The sequence below is a fragment of the Streptomyces odontomachicola genome (genome assembly GCF_039605595.1).
Classification (GTDB): Bacteria; Actinomycetota; Actinomycetes; order Streptomycetales; family Streptomycetaceae; genus Streptomyces.
Window position 1 is genome coordinate 33,314 of record NZ_JBCFOK010000028.1, and the last position, 15,231, is coordinate 48,544.

Below are 15,231 nucleotides of genomic sequence, written 5' to 3' on the forward strand. Positions count from 1 at the left end.
CCTCGCTGCTACCGCCGACAGCTATTGCTGAACTCGCCTTCCGCCGCGGCGGATCAGGGGTTCCCCGACCAAGGGGCAGCGCGGCCTGCCGCGGGGCGCCGTCGGCGCGAAATCCTCGTGCCGGCCGGCGCAAGAAACCTCTTCCGCCGCAGCGGGACGCAACCACAAGAGGTGCGGCCGGCGGTGACAGCGCGGCGCTCGCGCGTCGGCGGCGGGGCAACCCGCCTGCGCCCCGTAGCGGTCAGCAACCACGCGGGGGCGGGGCCGTCGGCGGTAGCGCCGCCCGCTCGCGCCCCGTAGCGGTCAGCAACCGCGCGCCGGCGGGGCCCACCGGTCGCCGCGGAGCGCATCCCGCATGCCGACCCACACCATGTTCATCAGGCGCGAGGTGACCCGCTCCGGCGTCTCGCCTGGATGTCGGTCCATCCAGTCCGTGAGCTGGTCGGCGGCGCCGACCAGCGCATGCGCGACGAAGTCGGTCTGCTCCTCGCCGAGTTGCCGCGGCACGCTGTCCCGCACGAGCCCGGCGACCTGCTCCAGCACGGCACCCCGTACCGCACCCAGCTCCTCGTTCGCCGCCTCGCTCACCCGCGCGGCCTGCCGGTGCAGCACCACCCACGCCTCCCGGTGCTCGGCGACGAACGCGAAGAACGCCACCAGCCCGGCCCGCAGTCGCAGTTCGGGCGAAGCCGCCGGCGCCTCACCGTCCGCACGCAGCGCCGCCTCGCGGAAGGCCGCCCCAAGGCGCCCCGCCTCACGCCGTACGCAGGCGAGGAACAGGCCCTCCTTGGAGTCCAGATACAGGTACACCATCGGCTTGCTGATCCCGGCGAGCTCGGCGATCTCGTCCACCGACGCCGCGTGGTAGCCGCGCTCCGAGAACACCCGCACCGCCACGTCGATGATCTGCTGCTCCCGCACCTCGCGGGGAACTCTCCGCCTGCCGCGCCGTTTCCCGTTCGCGTTCCCGCTCACTCTTGCCCGCCCGTCCGCGCTCGCTTATCTTACCCCGTAGTAAGTTTACTTCGTAGTAAGAACCTTGCCCACCCGCACACGCACGTACAGGAACAGGGAGCTGTGATGGCCGACATCGCCGACGAGCTGGCGGGTCTCGACTTCGCCGCGGTCTCGCCCGAGGAGTTCGCGCGCATCGTGAAGAAGACCTCAGCGAAGGACATCGCGAAGATCATGCAGGGGGACATGCGGCAGCGGGTGCTGGGCGAGGTCTTCGGGCGCATGGAGCGGCAGTTCAGGCCGGACGCCGCCGGAACGCTGGAGGCGGTCATCCGCTGGAAGGTCACCGGCGAGGAGGAGACGGTGTACGAGACCCGCATTGCCGAGGGCACGTGCAGCGTCACCGAGGGCCGCAGCGACGCCGAGCCGCGGGTGACGCTCGTGATGGGCGACGCCGAGTTCCTGAAGCTGGTCTCCGGCAACTCCAACCCGGTCACGATGTTCATGACCCGCAAGCTCAAGGTCGCCGGGGACGTCGCCCTGGCCTCCGGGCTGACCCGCTACTTCGACATCCCGAAGGCCTAAGGAGCGCGCGCCATGAGCGGATTCTCCCTCGAACTCTCCGAGGACCAGCGGGACCTGCGGGACTGGGTGCACGGCTTCGCCGCCGACGTCGTACGCCCGGCAGCGGCCGAATGGGACGAGCGGGAAGAGACCCCGTGGCCCGTCATCCAGGAGGCCGCGAAGATCGGGCTGTACGGATTCGAGTCGCTGGCCGACATGTTCGGCGACCCCAGCGGGCTCTCGCTCCAGATCGCCAACGAGGAGCTGTTCTGGGGCGACGCCGGCATCGGCATGTCCCTGTTCGGTACCTCGCTCGCCGTCGCCGGGATCTTCTCCTCCGGTACGCCGGACCAGCTCGCCGAGTGGGTGCCGCAGTGCTTCGGCGACGAGTCGGACCCGAAGCTGGCGGCGTTCTGCGTGTCGGAGCCCGAGGCCGGTTCTGACGTCTCGGCGATGCGTACGCGGGCGCGGTACGACGAGGCCAAGGACGAGTGGGTGCTGCACGGCCAGAAGGCGTGGATCACCAACGGCGGCATCGCCAACATCCACGTGGTCGTGGCCTCCGTCGATCCCGAGCTCGGCTCCCGCGGCCAGGCGGCCTTCATCGTGCCGCCCGGCACCCCCGGCCTGGAGGGCAACCGGAAGATCAAGAAGCTGGGGCTGCGGGCCTCGCACACCGCCGACGTGTTCCTCGACGAGGTGCGGGTGCCGGGAAGTTGCCTGCTGGGCGGCAAGGAGAAGCTGGACGCGCGGCTCGCGCGGGCGCGCGAGGGCGGCAAGGCCAAGGGCCAGGCGGCCATGGCGACCTTCGAGGTCAGCCGCCCGACGGTGGGCGCTCAGGCGTTGGGCATCGCCCGTGCCGCGTACGAGTACGCGCTCGACTACGCCGGTGAGCGGGTCGCGTTCGGCCGGCCCATCATCGAGAACCAGTCGATCGCCTTCACCCTCGCCGACCTCCGTACGGAGATCGAGGCCGTACGCCTGCTGATCTGGCAGGCGGCGTGGATGGCCCGCAACGACAAGCAGTTCACGGCAGGCCAGGGCTCCATGTCCAAGCTCCGCGCCGGCGAACTGGCCGTCACCGCGACGGAGAAGGCCGTCCAGGTACTCGGCGGCGCGGGCTACAGCCGCGAGCACCCGGTGGAGCGCATGTACAGGGACTCGAAGATCTACACAATCTTCGAGGGCACCAGCGAGATCCAACGCCTGGTGATCGCGCGCGCGATCTCGGGCAAGCACATCAAGTGAGCTGAGCCGGGCGGGGCCGAGGGGGCTGGTGTCCTCCGGCTCCGCCAGGTCGGTGAGAATGCGGACATGAACCGATTAGCCCGCTCGGCGACCTACGGCCTCGCCGTCGCCATGCTGCTCCTCTCCGCCTGCTCGGCCGGCGGCGCCGAGGAAGACCCCGACGACCTCGCCCGCTGGGACGCCCGCCCCACCCGCACCAGCCCCGCGCCGCCCTCCGAGGCCTCCCGACTCGCCGACCGCTACCGGAATTCCGGCGGAACGAAGGACGTGTACGGGATCCGGCGCACCTACGTCGCGGACAACGTGCCCCTGCTCACCGTGTGGACCCACAACCGCGACGACAGCGCCGAGGTATTCGACCCCCTCAAGGATTCGATCACCTACTTCCTCCAGGCCAAGGAGGGAATCCCCTTGAAGAGGGGCTACGTGATGGACGTGTACGGCCCGGACGGTTCGCTGCAGCATCGGATGGACGCCCGAATGTAGTTGCCTCAGCCGGAGCTTGGCTTATTCTCCCTCCTGGCCCGTCCGCGGTGGATTGGTCAGGAGGGGTGGGGCATGCGGAAGTTGAGTTACTTTGTGGCTGCTTCGGTGGATGGGTTCATCGGGGAGCCGGGTGGGGACGCGGAGTTCTTCGCCGAGTATGTGGATGAGGAGTATCTGCGGTTCCTGCGGGAGGAGTTTCCGGAGACGCTCTCCACGCCGGGGCGGAAGGCGCTCGGGCTCGACGGGCTGGAGAACCGGCGGTTCGACACCGTCATCCAGGGCAGGGCCAGTTACGACATCGCGCTGCGGATGGGCGTGACCAGCCCGTACGCGCACATGCGGCAGTACGTGGCCTCCCGTACGCTCGGCGACTCGCCCGATCCCGGCGTGGAGATCATCGCGACCGGGCTGCTGGAGAAGGTCCGCGCGCTCAAGGCCGAGGACGGCGACCTCGGCATCTACCTGTGCGGCGGCGCGCACCTCGCGGGCCAGCTCCTGGACGAGGTGGACGAGCTGGTGGTCAAGACGTACCCGGTGGTCCTCGGCAGCGGGATGCCCATGTTCGGCGCGGAGTTCGGACGCGTTCCCTTCTCCCTCGACACGGACGCGGTGCGGGTCTTCGGGAACGGCGTCGTGGTGCGGACGTACACCAGGATCCGCTGACCCTCCCGGGGCCGGGGCCGGGCCCGCTCAGCCCATGTGCGGCGCGATGTCCTCGGCGCAGACGCGGAGTTCGGGCGCGTGTGCGCGGAGGGCCTCCGGCGGGGTGAGGACGAGGGTCGCGCCGAGGGAGACCGCCAGGTGCGGGGGCTCGTCGGGGGCGCCCGGCACCACGGAGGCGATCGCGTGCACGCCCGCCTCGTTCTCCTCCCGCACCTCGGCCCAGCCGCGCTCCCGCGCCTGCGCCAGTTCCGCGCGGAGCGCGTCCGGGTCGGTGACGGTCAGCGGCGTGACCCGGGACAGCGGCCCGCGCAGCAGCTCCTCGCGCTCGGCCTCGGGGAGTCCGGCCACCAGGGCCTTGCCCAGCGCCGTCGCGTGCCAGGGATTGCGGGTGCCCTCGGCGCTGCGTAGCTGGAGGTGCTGGGTGCCCTGCACGGTGAGCACCAGCAGGACGTCGCCGCCCTCCAGGATCCCGGCGATCGCGGGCAGCCCGGTGCGCGAGGCCAGCCGCCGCATGGGGAGCGCGGCGGCCGAGTAGCCGGCGGGGGAGCGCTGGAAGGCGCGGGACAGCTCCAGCACGCGCACGCCCAGCGCATAGCGGCGGGCGTCCTCGTCGTACGTGACGAAGCGCTCCTCGGCCAGCCGCCCCAGCAGCCGGTGCGTGCTGCTCACCGGCAGTCCGGCGGCGCGCGCCGCCGCGCTGACCCCGAGCCCCGAGGGGTGCCCCGACAGCACGGTCAGCAGCCGCAGACCGCGGCCCAGCATGTCGTCGCCGGACGTTCCGCTCACGCGCTTCCGCTCCCCTCCGAGTGCTCCCGCACAGGCTCCGGCACCGTATCCGCCGCGCCGGCCGCGCCCGCACGCGACTCCTGTGCCTGGCCCGCACGCGGCTCCTCCGCCGCACCTGTACGCGACTCCTCCGCCTCGCCCGTACGGAGCTCCCGCACCCCCTCCGCCTGTGCGGCCGTACGCGGCTCCCGCACCGCATCCGTACGAGCCTCCCGCGCCGCATCCGTACGCGGCTCCCGTACCCCCGCCATCAGGACGGCCGAGGTCAGCGTGCACACGGCCATCAGGCCGAAGGCTCCCGCGTCGCCCAGCCCGGTGCCGCGCACCCAGCCGACCAGATAGGTGCCGGCGAACGACCCGAGCGCGCCGAAGGAGTTGACGCACGCGATGGCCGCGCCCGCGACTCCGGCGGGGGCCAGCTCGGAGACGAGCGCGAAGTAGGGGCCGTACGGCGCGTACATGCACAGCCCGGCGACCGCCAGCAGCGCGAAGGCGAGCGGGAAGTGCGAGCCCGCTGCCCAGGAGGCGAACAGCGCGAGACCGCCCGCGCCCAGCCACGGCCACACCGCGGCGCGGCGGCGCCCGGAGCGGTCCGAGACGCGGGAGTTGACCAGCATGGCGATGGCGGCGAGCGCGTAGGGGACGGCCGACAGCATGCCCGTGGCGCCGATGCCCTCGCCCGAGCCCTTCTTGATGATCGCCGGGAGCCAGAAGACGAAGCCGTACATGCCGAAGGACCAGAAGAAATATTGAGCCGACATCAGGAGTACGGGCCGGGAGCGCAGCACCTTGGCGTACTCCGCGCGGGGGCTGCCCAACGCGCGCCCCTGAGCTGCCCGTTCGGCCTCCAGTACCGTTTCCAGACCGCGGCGCTCGGGCTCCTTGAGCCAGCGCGCGTCCGCCGGGCGGTCCTTGATCAGCCGCAGGCAGAGCAGCCCCCATAGCACCGAGGGCACGCCCTCGATGACGAACATGGCGCGCCAGTCGGTCGCCGACACCAGCCACCCGGAGACCGCCGACAGCCACATGACGGTGACCGGATTGCCGAGGATCAGCAGCGTGTTGGCGCGGCCGCGCTCGCCCTTGGTGAACCAGCGCCCCAGCAGCATCACCATCGAAGGCAGCACCGCGCCCTCGACCACGCCCAGCATGAAGCGCACCGCGATGAGCTGCCCCGGGCTGCTCAACAGGCCCTGGAGCACGGCCAGCAGGCCCCACGCCACGGTGGACCAGGCGATCAGGCGCCGGGCGCTGCGCTGCTCGGCGTAGATCGTGCCCGGTATCTGGAAGAGGAAGTAGCCGAGGAAGAAGGAGGCGGCGATGAGCGAGTCCATGCCCGCCGACAGGTGCAGCTCCTCCGCCATGCCGCCGGCCGAGGCGATCGCGTAGTTGGACTTGTCCAGATACGCGAGGGAGTAGGTGACGAACGCGATCGGCATCAGATACCGCGCGCGGGACGAGGACCAGAAGCCGCCGGCGGAGCCGGGCGCTTCCTGCGAGCCGGTGGGCGGCGATGACGGCGCTGTCATCCGTACCCCCTCTTTTCCGTGACATGGAAATTGTTTCACTGAGCGGGAAGACGTTACGAGCGCGGATCCGGCCGGTCAATGGCCGGAAGCCGGTGAGGGCAGCGAAGAGGAGAGCGGCGCGGGATGACCGACAGCAGCGAAGCGGGGGCCAGGGATGTCGACGTACTGGTGCCCTGGGCGGGCCTCGACGACGGGCGGTACGGGCCGTGGCCGGAGAACGCCAGGATCCACGTGTGGGACGGCGTCGCCGAGCCGCCGCCCGCCGGGGAGCTGGAGAGCGTCGGCCTGTGGGTGATGCCGTACGCGGTGCCGGACGCCGCGCGGCTGCTGCCCCGGCTCCCGGCGCTGACCGCGGTGCAGTCCCTCAGCGCCGGAGTGGAGAAGCTGCTGCCCAAGCTGCCCTCCGGGGTCGCCCTGCACAACGGGCGCGGCCTGCACGACGCCAGCGCCGCCGAGCACGCGCTCGGGCTGATCCTCGCCGCGCAGCGGGAGATCCCGCGCTGGGCCGCCGACCAGCGCGAGGGCCGCTGGGAGCCGCACTTCACACGCTCGCTCGCCGACTGCCGGGTGGCAGTGATCGGGTACGGGTCGATCGGCGCGGCCCTGGAGCGGCGGCTCCTCGCCTGCGAGGCCCGGGTCGTGCGGGTGGCCCGCAGCGCGCGCCCCGAGGAGGGCGTGCACCCCGTCTCCGACCTGCCCCGGCTGCTCCCCGACGTCGACATCGCCGTGCTCGTGCTGCCCGAGAACCCGGGCACCGAGGGGCTGTTCGGCGCCGCCGAGATGGCCGCGCTCCCGGACGGCGCGCTCGTGGTGAACATCGGCCGCGGCCGCACCCTGGACACCGGGGCGCTGCTCGCCGAGGCGCGGACCGGGAGGCTGCGCGCCGCGCTCGATGTGACCGACCCCGAACCGCTGCCCGCCGAGCATCCGCTGCGCGAGGCGCCCGGCGTGCTGATCACCCCGCATGTGGCGGGCGGCGCCGCCGCGTTCGGGCCGCGCGCCGCGCGCCTGACCGTCGCGCAGGTGCGGCGCTACGCGGCGGGAGAACCGCTGGCCAACAGGGTTCCCGGCACCTGATCCGTACAGGGGTGCTGCTAGCGTCCCGGCTTATGAACGACACCGTGTACGTGGGCAGCGCCGGCAAGGACGCCGCCCTGGACCGAGGCTGGCTGCTCGGGCACTTCAAGGACGTGGACGACCCCCGTCACAGCGAGGACGTGGAGATCAAGTGGGGCGTCCACCCGCCCGGCGACCGGCGCGCCCAGTGGGCCACCGGCGAGGTCCGCACGGCGCTGCTCGTCCTGATCAGCGGGCGTTTCCGGATGGAGTTCCCGGGCCGCGACGTGGTCCTCAGCGAGCAGGGCGACTACGTGGTGTGGGGCAAGGGCGTCGACCACTCCTGGGAGGCCGAGGAGGAGTCCGTCGTCCTCACCGTCCGCTGGCCCTCGGTGGCGGGCTACCGCGTACCGGACGAGGTCGGGGCGGGGTCCGGGGCGGGATCCGACGCGGAGGAAGGGGAGAGCTGAGCGCCTTCCCCTGAGCCGCCGTCCGGGACCTTCGGGTCCCCGGACGGGACGGAAGTCCCGCGCCACGGCGGGGTCTCCCGGGCGAACATCGAGTGCGCTTGAAGTTTTCCGCGCACCCGTGTGCCCCGCCCCGAGGAGACCGAGACCATGACGGCGACTGGCGCGTCCGCCGCACGCCCCGTGGACGCCGCGCTCGTGAGGGAGCTGGTGGCCGCCGCGACGGCGGCGCCGTCGATCCACAACACCCAGCCCTGGCGGTTCCGCTGGGCCGAGCGTGCCGGGGTGCTCACGCTGTGCGCCGCCGGCGGCCGGCGGCTGTCCGAGGCCGACCCGCAGGGCAGGGCGCTGCACGTGTCGGCGGGCGCCGCGCTGTTCAACCTGCGCGTCGCGGCCCTGCGGCACGGCCTCGCGCCGCAGGTCGGGCTGCTGCCCGGGCGCGACCCCAGGGCGCTCGCCGAGGTGCGGCTCGCGCACGGCCGCGTACGGATGGACGGCGCGGGGCGCCCGGGTCTGTACGAGGCGCTGTGGCGCAGGCACTCCAGCAGGCGCCCCTTCACCGGCGCCCCGGTGCCCGCCGTCGTGCGCACCGAGCTGTCCGGCGCCGCGCGGGCCGAGGGCGCGCGGCTGGAGTTCACCGCACCCGAGGAGACCGCCAGGCTGCTGGCGCTGACCCGGGAGGGCGAGCGGCGCAACGGCGCGGCCGCCGAACGCGCCGAGGAGAGCCGCCGCTGGGTCGAACAGGGCGCGCACGGCGGCCTGTTCGGCCTTCCCCCGGACGGCCTGGGCACACGCGACACCCACGAGCGGCTGCCCCTGCGCGACTTCACCGCCGAGGAACACGGGGTGGGGGACGGGGCGGGATACGGGACGGGTTACGGGGTGGAGCACGGCTCCGGGCGCGCGGGGGAGCGGGGTGCCGAGAGCTTCGAGGAACACCCGCAGCTCGCGGTGGTCCGCACCCGGCACGACGGACCCGTCGACTGGCTGCGCGCGGGGCAGGCGCTGGAGCGCGCGCTGCTCCAGCTCACCGCCGAGGGCCTGTGCGCCTCGCTCTTCCACCAGGCCCTGGAGTGGCCCGACCTGCGCGCCGCCCTGCGCGGCCCCGTACCGCCGGCGGACAGGGGGATGCCGCGCCCTCCCCACGTACAGATGCTGCTGCGCATCGGCTACGGGAGCACCCGCCGCAGCTCGCTGCGCGCTCCCGTGGAGGCGGTGCTGGAGTACGAGTGAGGCGCGCGTACGCGCAGGTGGCGGGCCCACGGGGCGACCTACGGGGTGACCGCTCCCAGCAGTGCCCGTGCGCACAGCTCCCGTACCTCGTCGCGCGGCATCTCCGGTTCGTCCAGCCACTCCAGGCAGACCGACACCAGGAAGGCGAGCCAGCCGCGCACGGCCAGGCGCAGTCCGGCGGGGTGGCCGGCGCCGGGGCCCGGCGCGAACTCCGGGTCGGCGGCGAGCGCTTCGAGGATCTGGCGCTCCTGCGCGGCCAGGCCCTCGCGGTAGACGCGGCGCACCGCGGGGTCGCCCGCCGCGTCGGCGCGGTGGAAGGCGCGGAAGCCGTGCGCGTTGCGCTCCACGTACTCCAGGAAGGTGTCCAGGCCCGTGCCGATCTGCTCGCGCACCGGCACCCCGGGAACGGCCTGGGTCAGCCGCAGCATCCGCTCGCTCTCGCGGTGCACCACCGCGGCGAAGAAGTCCCGCTTGGTGGGGAAGTAGTGGTACATCAGGCCGCGCGAGACGCCCGCGAGGGAGGCCACCCGCTCGATCAGCACGTCGTCGTACGGGCTCTGCGCGAAGAGCTGCGAGCCCACGGACAGTAGCTGCTCCCTGCGCTCCGCGGTGCTCAGCCTGCGCCGCGCGCCGTCCCGCCCGCCGTCACGCGCGCCGTCCCCCGTACGCCGGCCCCGCTGCTCTCTTCCCTGCTCAACGGCCATGCGGCAAACGGTACTTGACGCCGTACTCGGCCTGGCCGGAAACTGGACGCGTTATTGAACCCGTGTGTAATAGCGGGCCCGCCGTCCGGCACGGGCCCGCGGCGCAGGGGCGAGCAGGGAGGGCATCAACGGCGATGGCGCAGACACAGCAGGCGGCGGACGGCGACACCGGGCACGCGGGGCAGGCGGAGCAGGGAGCCCCGCTCCCGAAGGGCTTCCGCAGCGCCGAGCAGGGCTGGCCCGAGCTGCACCGCATCCCGCACCCGCCGCGCCGCGTCCCGGTGATCGGCGATGTGCTGGGCGCCAACGTCCGTACGCCGGTGCAGGATTCGATGAAGCTCGCGCGTGAGCTCGGCCCGGTCTTCCGGCGCAAGGGCTTCGGCAAGGAGATCGTCTTCGTCTCCGGCGCCGAGGAGGCGGCCGAGCTCTCGGACGAGTCCCGCTTCGCCAAGCACGTCGGCCTCGGCGTGGCCAACCTGCGCCCGGTCGCGGGCGACGGCCTCTTCACGGCGTACAACCACGAGCCCAACTGGCAGCTCGCGCACGACATCCTCGCCCCCGGATTCAGCCGCGCGGCGATGGAGGGCTACCACCCGCTGATGCTGGATGTGGCCCGCCGCCTCATGGCGCACTGGGACGAGCGCGAGGGAGCGGGCGCACCGGTGGACGTGCCGGGCGACATGACGAAGCTGACGCTGGAGACGATCGCGCGGACCGGGTTCGGGCACGACTTCGGCTCCTTCGAGCGGTCGCGCCCGCACCCCTTCGTGACCGCGATGGTCGGCACCCTGGCCCATGCGCAGCGCCGCAACGTCGTACCCCCGCTGCTCTCCCCGCTGATGCGCGGCGCCGAGCGGCGCAACGCGGCCGACATGGCGTACCTCAACCGCACCGTCGACGACGTCATCGAGCGCCGTCGTGCCGCAGGCGCGGAGAGTGCGACCGGCGATCTCCTCGACCGGATGCTGGAGACCGCGCACCCGGACACCGGCGAGCGGCTGAGCAGCGAGAACATCCGCCGCCAGGTGATCACCTTCCTCGTCGCCGGCCATGAGACCACCTCGGGCGCGCTCTCCTTCGCGCTGCACCACCTCGCCCGGAACCCGGCCGTGCTGGAGCGGGCCCGCGAGGAGATCGACCGCGTCTGGGGCGATGTGCCGGAGCCCGCGTACGAGCAGGTCGCGAAGCTGCGGTACGTACGGAGGGTGCTGGACGAGGCGCTGCGGCTGTGGCCCACGGCGCCCGCCTACGCGCGCGAGGCCACCCAGGACACGGTGCTCGGCGGGCGGCACCCCATGCGCCGGGGCGCCTGGGCCTTGGTGCTGACCCTGATGCTGCACCGCGACCCCGCGGCGTGGGGCGAGGACGCCGAGAGCTTCGACCCGGACCGGTTCGCGGCGGCCGCGGTGCGGGCCCGTCCCGCGCACGTCTACAAGCCCTTCGGCACCGGGGCCCGCGCGTGCATCGGCCGCCAATTCGCGCTGCACGAGGCCACGTTGGTGCTCGGTCTGCTGCTGCGCCGCTACGAGCTGCACCCCGAGCCCGGTTACCGGCTGCGGATCGCGGAGCGGCTGACCCTCATGCCGGAGGGGCTGCGGCTGCATCTGGGGCGGCGCTGAGCCTCGTTCCTCCCGGCTGCCGGGTCGTCGTCGCGCAGGTCAGGGCGGCGGCCCGCATTTGACGTCGGAAACATGGGATGTTCCCATCATTGGCGCAATCGTTGAGTGGTGCACCTGGCAACGTGCGCCGAAAAGGAGAGGGCGGCCGCATGCCCCTGGAGGCGACGCCACGGTCCAACCTCGTGGGCTCCGTCATCGAGCAGATGGAGGGGCTCATCGGCGGAGGAGAGTGGCCGGTCGGCGAGAAGATCCCGCCCGAGCCGGCGCTCGTCGAGCAGCTCGGGGTCGGCCGCAACACCGTGCGCGAGGCCGTGCGCGCGCTGGTGCACACCGGGATGCTGGAGCCCCGCCAGGGCGACGGCACCTATGTGCGTGCGGCCAGCGGGCTCGGCGCCGCCGTGCGCCGCAGGCTGCGGCACGCCGCCGAGCTGGAGGCGTACGAGGTGCGCGCGGCCCTGGAGCGGGACGCCGCGCGGTACGCGGCGCTGCGCCGCACCGACGAGGACCTGGCCGCGCTGCGCGAGGCGCTCGCGGTGCGCGACCGCACGTGGGCCGGGCAGGACGCGGACGCCTTCATCGAGGCGGACATGGCGTTCCACCGCGCGGTCGCCGCGGCGGCGCGCAACAGCGTGCTGGCCGATCTGTACGGGCAGTTCAGCGACGGGCTGCGCTCGACGCTGCAGTCGGTGATCGGCTCGCCGCTGCCGGAGGCCGTGCGGCACCAGTTCGACGCGCACGCCGAGATCGTCGCGGCCATCGAGGCGCGCGATCCGGACGCCGCCGAGCGCGCCGCGCTCGCCCACCTCAACGAGGCGATGGACGCGCTGCGCGGGCTCCCGTCCGAGGACGGCGCTGCCCGCGGCCCGGGGGAACACACAGGAGACGAGGAACAGTGAGCACACAGCAGTCGGCCCAGGAGCCGCAACCGGCAATATCCGAGCGGGAGCGCGCGGCACCCGAGACCGCGGCCGCCGCTCCCGCGCACGGCGGCGCGACCGGCCGCCGCGCGCTCTGGCTCGGCGCGGGCATCGTGCTGCTCGCGCTCAACCTGCGCCCCGCGCTGGTCGCGGTCTCGCCGCTCGCGCCCGACATCCGCGCGGGCGGCATGTCGGCCACCGTCGTCAGCATGCTGACCTCGCTGCCGCTGCTGTGCTTCGGGCTGCTCGCGCCGATCGCGCCGCGTATGGGGCGGCGCTTCGGGATGGAGCGTTCGCTGCTCGCGGCGATGGTGCTGGTCGTGGTGGGTACGGCCGTACGGCTGGCGGACTCCGAGATCGCGCTGTTCGGCGGCAGCGTGGTGATCGGCGCGGGCATCGCGATCGGCAACGTGCTGCTGCCGAGCCTGATCAAGCGGGACTTCCCGCACCGGGTCGGCTCGATGATGGGCGTGTACTCCATGACCCTCTTCACCGGCGCCGCCGCTGCCGCGGGGCTCACCGTGCCGATCCAGAACGCCTCCGGGCTCGACTGGCGTCTGCTGCTGGCCTGCTGGGGGCTGCTCGCCGTGCTGGCCGCGGTGGTCTGGCTGCCGCAGCTCCGCAGCCGTACGCGGGTGCCGGCCGAGGCGGCGCGGCAGGCGGCGCACCCGGTCAAGGGCCTGTGGCGCTCGCCGCTGGCCTGGCAGGTCACCGGCTTCATGGGGCTCCAGTCGCTGAGCTACTACGCGGCGACCGCGTGGCTGCCGAGCATGCTGGAGGACGCGGGCATGGGCTCGGGCAGCGCCGGGTGGATGCTGTCCTTCTCCTCGCTGCTGGGCATCGCGGGCTCCTTCCTCGCGCCGGTGCTGGGCGAGCGGCGGATGCGGCCCGGCTCCGTGCTGGCGCTGGGCACCGCGATGGTGGCGGCCGGCTTCGTGGGGATGCTGGTGGCGCCCGTCGGCGGCGCGTACGTGTGGATGGTGCTGCTCGGCCTGGGGCAGGGCTTCTCGATCAGCCTGTCGCTGCTGTTCATCGTCCAGCGCGCCCCGGACACCCGTCACTCGGCCCAGCTCTCCAGCATGGCCCAGTGCTACGGCTACGTACTGGCCGCGACGGGTCCCGCGGTGCTGGGCGCGGTCCACGACGCGGTCTCCGGCTGGACGATTCCCCTCGTCCTGCTCCTGGCCCTGCTGGTGCCCCAGCTCCTGTCGGGCCTGGGCGCGTCGAGGAACCGCCACGTGGCGGGCACGGCGTAAGCAACTCGCCTGCCGCAGCGGCGAGTTGCCCCGTCGCCGCGACGGGCCGGCCGCCTTCGCTGCCGCGGGACACCCCTTTCCCCGCCGCAGCGGCGAGCAGCCCGGCGGACCCGGTCGGCGGTGACAGCGCGATCCGCGCTCGGCCGCCGACGGCCCCCGCTGTGGGCGCGTTCCGCTGCGGCGGGAAGGGTTTTCTCCCGCCGGGGGAGGCGGGGAGTCCTCCCGTTGTGGCGGGAAGGGCTTCCCCCGCCGGGGAGGTGGAAGGGGCTCTTCCGCTGCGGCGGGCAGGGGCGTCCGCCGCAGCGGGACAAGGAGCCGGCCGGCGCGGCCAGCAGCGGAAGGTGACGGGCGAGTGGGTCAGGCGCCGAACCACACCGTCGTCACGTTGCAGAACTCGCGGATCCCGTGACCGGACAGTTCGCGGCCGTAGCCCGAGCGCTTCACTCCGCCGAACGGCATGCCGGGGTGGGACGCCGTCATGCCGTTGAAGTAGACGCCGCCCGCCTGGATGTCGGCGACGCAGCGCTCCTGGTCGGCCTCGTCCCGCGTCCACACGTTGGAACTCAGGCCGAAGGACGTCTTGTTGGCCACCTCGACCGCCTCGTCCAGGTCCCGCACCCGGTACAGCGTGGCGACCGGACCGAACGCCTCCTCCTGGTCGATCCGCATCTCCGGCGTGATCCCCTCCAGCACCGTCGGCTCGTAGAACCACCCCTCGCCGCGCCCCTCGGGCCGCCGCCCGCCGCACCGCACGGTGGCGCCCGAGCGCCGCGCGTCCTCGACGAGTTCCTCCAGGTCGGCCCGGCCCTGCTCGCTGGAGAGCGGCCCCACGTCCGTGGACTCCTCCATCGGATCGCCGACCCGCAGCGCCTCCATGCCCTCGGTGAAGCGCCGCGCGAACTCCTCGTACACGTCCTCGTGCGCGATGAACCGCTTGGCCGCGATGCACGACTGCCCGTTGTTCTGCACCCGCGCGGTGACCGCGACCTGCGCCGCGCGCTCCACATCGGCCGAGGGCAGCACGATGAAGGGGTCGCTGCCGCCCAGTTCCAGCACGGTCTTCTTGATCTCGTCGCCGGCGGTCGCGGCGACCGCGCGCCCCGCCGGCTCGCTGCCGGTGAGGGTGGCGGCGGCGACCCGACGGTCGCGCAGGATCTTTTCCACAGCGCCGGACCCGATCAGCAGCGTCTGGAAGCAGCCCTCCTCGAACCCGGCCCTGCGGAACAGGTCCTCCAGATACAGCGCGGTCTGCGGCACGTTCGAGGCGTGCTTGAGCAGCCCCGTGTTGCCCGCCATCAGCGCGGGCGCCGCGAAGCGGACCACCTGCCAGAGCGGGAAGTTCCACGGCATCACGGCCAGCACGGGCCCCAGCGGCCGGTACCGCACCAGCGCCTTGGAGCCCCCGCTGTCCTGCACGTCGGACGGGTCGGGGTGCTCGTCGGCGAGCAGACCCTCGGCACGGTCCGCGTACCAGCGCATCGTCTTGACGCACTTGGCCGCCTCGGCGCGTGCCGCCTTCACGGTCTTGCCCATCTCGGTGGTCATGGTGCGCGCGATGTCGTCCGCGTCCTCCTCCAGCAGCTCGGCGGCCCGGCGCATCAGGCCCTTCCTGTGCTCGAAACCGGTCTTGCGGTGCCGCTCGAACGCCGCATGCGCGCGCTCGACCCGCTCCGCCACTTCCGCGTCGGTGTGCGCCTCGAAGGTGCGGAGCGTCTTGCCCGTTGCCGGATCGACGGTGGCGATGGCCAT

15 protein-coding genes are annotated in these 15,231 nt (G+C 73.1%); 10 read left to right on the plus strand and 5 right to left on the minus strand.

Annotation, left to right across the window (positions count from 1 at the left end):
* Window positions 1–303: 303 nt before the first annotated feature.
* Complete coding sequence (locus ABEE00_RS34040; protein WP_345749664.1) at window positions 304–921, minus strand: TetR/AcrR family transcriptional regulator; 618 nt, start codon at window positions 919–921, stop codon at window positions 304–306.
* Between the two features lie 159 nt (window positions 922–1,080).
* On the opposite strand from ABEE00_RS34040, the gene ABEE00_RS34045 reads away from it, so the two are divergent.
* The 4 genes from ABEE00_RS34045 to ABEE00_RS34060 all read left to right on the plus strand — a co-directional run bounded on the left by ABEE00_RS34045 (window position 1,081) and on the right by ABEE00_RS34060 (window position 3,915).
* Window positions 1,081–1,539: an SCP2 sterol-binding domain-containing protein gene (locus ABEE00_RS34045; protein WP_345749665.1), complete on the plus strand. Its 459-nt coding sequence runs from the start codon at window positions 1,081–1,083 to the stop codon at window positions 1,537–1,539.
* Between the two features lie 12 nt (window positions 1,540–1,551).
* On the plus strand, window positions 1,552–2,766 hold the full coding sequence (locus tag ABEE00_RS34050) for an acyl-CoA dehydrogenase family protein (RefSeq protein ID WP_345749666.1): 1,215 nt from the start codon (window positions 1,552–1,554) through the stop codon (window positions 2,764–2,766).
* Window positions 2,767–2,832: 66 nt separating this feature from the next.
* Window positions 2,833–3,252 (plus strand): hypothetical protein, encoded by a 420-nt coding sequence (locus ABEE00_RS34055; RefSeq protein WP_345749667.1) that lies wholly within the window; start codon window positions 2,833–2,835, stop codon window positions 3,250–3,252.
* A 72-nt stretch (window positions 3,253–3,324) separates the two neighbouring features.
* Window positions 3,325–3,915 carry a dihydrofolate reductase family protein gene (locus tag ABEE00_RS34060; RefSeq protein ID WP_345749668.1) on the plus strand — a complete coding sequence of 197 codons (591 nt, stop codon included), beginning with the start codon at window positions 3,325–3,327 and terminating at the stop codon, window positions 3,913–3,915.
* A 27-nt stretch (window positions 3,916–3,942) separates the two neighbouring features.
* Here ABEE00_RS34060 and ABEE00_RS34065 read toward each other — a convergent pair whose 3' ends face one another.
* Window positions 3,943–4,701 (minus strand): IclR family transcriptional regulator, encoded by a 759-nt coding sequence (locus ABEE00_RS34065; RefSeq protein WP_345749669.1) that lies wholly within the window; start codon window positions 4,699–4,701, stop codon window positions 3,943–3,945.
* Window positions 4,698–6,230: an MFS transporter gene (locus tag ABEE00_RS34070; RefSeq protein ID WP_345749670.1), complete on the minus strand. Its 1,533-nt coding sequence runs from the start codon at window positions 6,228–6,230 to the stop codon at window positions 4,698–4,700. Before ABEE00_RS34070 ends, ABEE00_RS34065 begins: the two co-directional genes overlap by 4 nt.
* Before the next feature lie 123 nt (window positions 6,231–6,353).
* Between ABEE00_RS34070 and ABEE00_RS34075 the strand changes: the two genes are divergently transcribed.
* From ABEE00_RS34075 to ABEE00_RS34085, 3 genes are all read left to right on the plus strand, one after another.
* On the plus strand, window positions 6,354–7,307 hold the full coding sequence (locus ABEE00_RS34075; RefSeq protein ID WP_345749671.1) for a 2-hydroxyacid dehydrogenase: 954 nt from the start codon (window positions 6,354–6,356) through the stop codon (window positions 7,305–7,307).
* A 32-nt stretch (window positions 7,308–7,339) separates the two neighbouring features.
* Window positions 7,340–7,756, plus strand: coding sequence for a cupin domain-containing protein (locus tag ABEE00_RS34080; protein WP_345749672.1), 417 nt, complete (start codon window positions 7,340–7,342; stop codon window positions 7,754–7,756).
* A gap of 147 nt (window positions 7,757–7,903) precedes the next feature.
* Window positions 7,904–8,986, plus strand: coding sequence for an Acg family FMN-binding oxidoreductase (locus ABEE00_RS34085; RefSeq protein ID WP_345749673.1), 1,083 nt, complete (start codon window positions 7,904–7,906; stop codon window positions 8,984–8,986).
* A gap of 38 nt (window positions 8,987–9,024) precedes the next feature.
* Here the strand turns inward: ABEE00_RS34085 and ABEE00_RS34090 are convergent, their stop codons facing one another.
* Window positions 9,025–9,690 carry a TetR/AcrR family transcriptional regulator gene (locus ABEE00_RS34090; protein WP_345749674.1) on the minus strand — a complete coding sequence of 222 codons (666 nt, stop codon included), beginning with the start codon at window positions 9,688–9,690 and terminating at the stop codon, window positions 9,025–9,027.
* A gap of 134 nt (window positions 9,691–9,824) precedes the next feature.
* Here ABEE00_RS34090 and ABEE00_RS34095 point away from each other — a divergent pair, with 134 nt between their 5' ends.
* The 3 genes from ABEE00_RS34095 (at window position 9,825) to ABEE00_RS34105 (ending at window position 13,482) form a co-directional block, all read left to right on the plus strand.
* Window positions 9,825–11,309, plus strand: coding sequence for a cytochrome P450 (locus ABEE00_RS34095; protein WP_345749675.1), 1,485 nt, complete (start codon window positions 9,825–9,827; stop codon window positions 11,307–11,309).
* Between the two features lie 149 nt (window positions 11,310–11,458).
* Window positions 11,459–12,205, plus strand: a complete 747-nt coding sequence (locus ABEE00_RS34100; protein ID WP_345749676.1) for a FadR/GntR family transcriptional regulator — start codon at window positions 11,459–11,461, stop codon at window positions 12,203–12,205.
* On the plus strand, window positions 12,202–13,482 hold the full coding sequence (locus ABEE00_RS34105) for a CynX/NimT family MFS transporter (protein ID WP_345749677.1): 1,281 nt from the start codon (window positions 12,202–12,204) through the stop codon (window positions 13,480–13,482). Before ABEE00_RS34100 ends, ABEE00_RS34105 begins: the two co-directional genes overlap by 4 nt.
* Window positions 13,483–13,839: 357 nt before the next feature.
* Here the strand turns inward: ABEE00_RS34105 and ABEE00_RS34110 are convergent, their stop codons facing one another.
* A complete protein-coding gene (locus ABEE00_RS34110; RefSeq protein WP_345749678.1) occupies window positions 13,840–15,231 on the minus strand; it encodes an NADP-dependent succinic semialdehyde dehydrogenase in 1,392 nt (463 codons plus the stop codon).

What these genes read in the sequence shown, in the direction of transcription:
- ABEE00_RS34095 (WP_345749675.1), top strand. Translation starts at nt 9,825, where the DNA reads ATGGCGCAGACACAGCAGGCGGCGGACGGCGACACCGGGCACGCGGGG.
- ABEE00_RS34080 (WP_345749672.1), top strand. Translation starts at nt 7,340, where the DNA reads ATGAACGACACCGTGTACGTGGGCAGCGCCGGCAAGGACGCCGCCCTG.
- ABEE00_RS34075 (WP_345749671.1), top strand. Translation starts at nt 6,354, where the DNA reads ATGACCGACAGCAGCGAAGCGGGGGCCAGGGATGTCGACGTACTGGTG.
- ABEE00_RS34055 (WP_345749667.1), top strand. Translation starts at nt 2,833, where the DNA reads ATGAACCGATTAGCCCGCTCGGCGACCTACGGCCTCGCCGTCGCCATG.
- ABEE00_RS34100 (WP_345749676.1), top strand. Translation starts at nt 11,459, where the DNA reads ATGCCCCTGGAGGCGACGCCACGGTCCAACCTCGTGGGCTCCGTCATC.
- ABEE00_RS34110 (WP_345749678.1), bottom strand. Translation starts at nt 15,231, where the DNA reads ATGGCCATCGCCACCGTCGATCCGGCAACGGGCAAGACGCTCCGCACC.
- ABEE00_RS34090 (WP_345749674.1), bottom strand. Translation starts at nt 9,690, where the DNA reads ATGGCCGTTGAGCAGGGAAGAGAGCAGCGGGGCCGGCGTACGGGGGAC.
- ABEE00_RS34070 (WP_345749670.1), bottom strand. Translation starts at nt 6,230, where the DNA reads ATGACAGCGCCGTCATCGCCGCCCACCGGCTCGCAGGAAGCGCCCGGC.
- ABEE00_RS34045 (WP_345749665.1), top strand. Translation starts at nt 1,081, where the DNA reads ATGGCCGACATCGCCGACGAGCTGGCGGGTCTCGACTTCGCCGCGGTC.
- ABEE00_RS34060 (WP_345749668.1), top strand. Translation starts at nt 3,325, where the DNA reads ATGCGGAAGTTGAGTTACTTTGTGGCTGCTTCGGTGGATGGGTTCATC.
- ABEE00_RS34085 (WP_345749673.1), top strand. Translation starts at nt 7,904, where the DNA reads ATGACGGCGACTGGCGCGTCCGCCGCACGCCCCGTGGACGCCGCGCTC.
- ABEE00_RS34050 (WP_345749666.1), top strand. Translation starts at nt 1,552, where the DNA reads ATGAGCGGATTCTCCCTCGAACTCTCCGAGGACCAGCGGGACCTGCGG.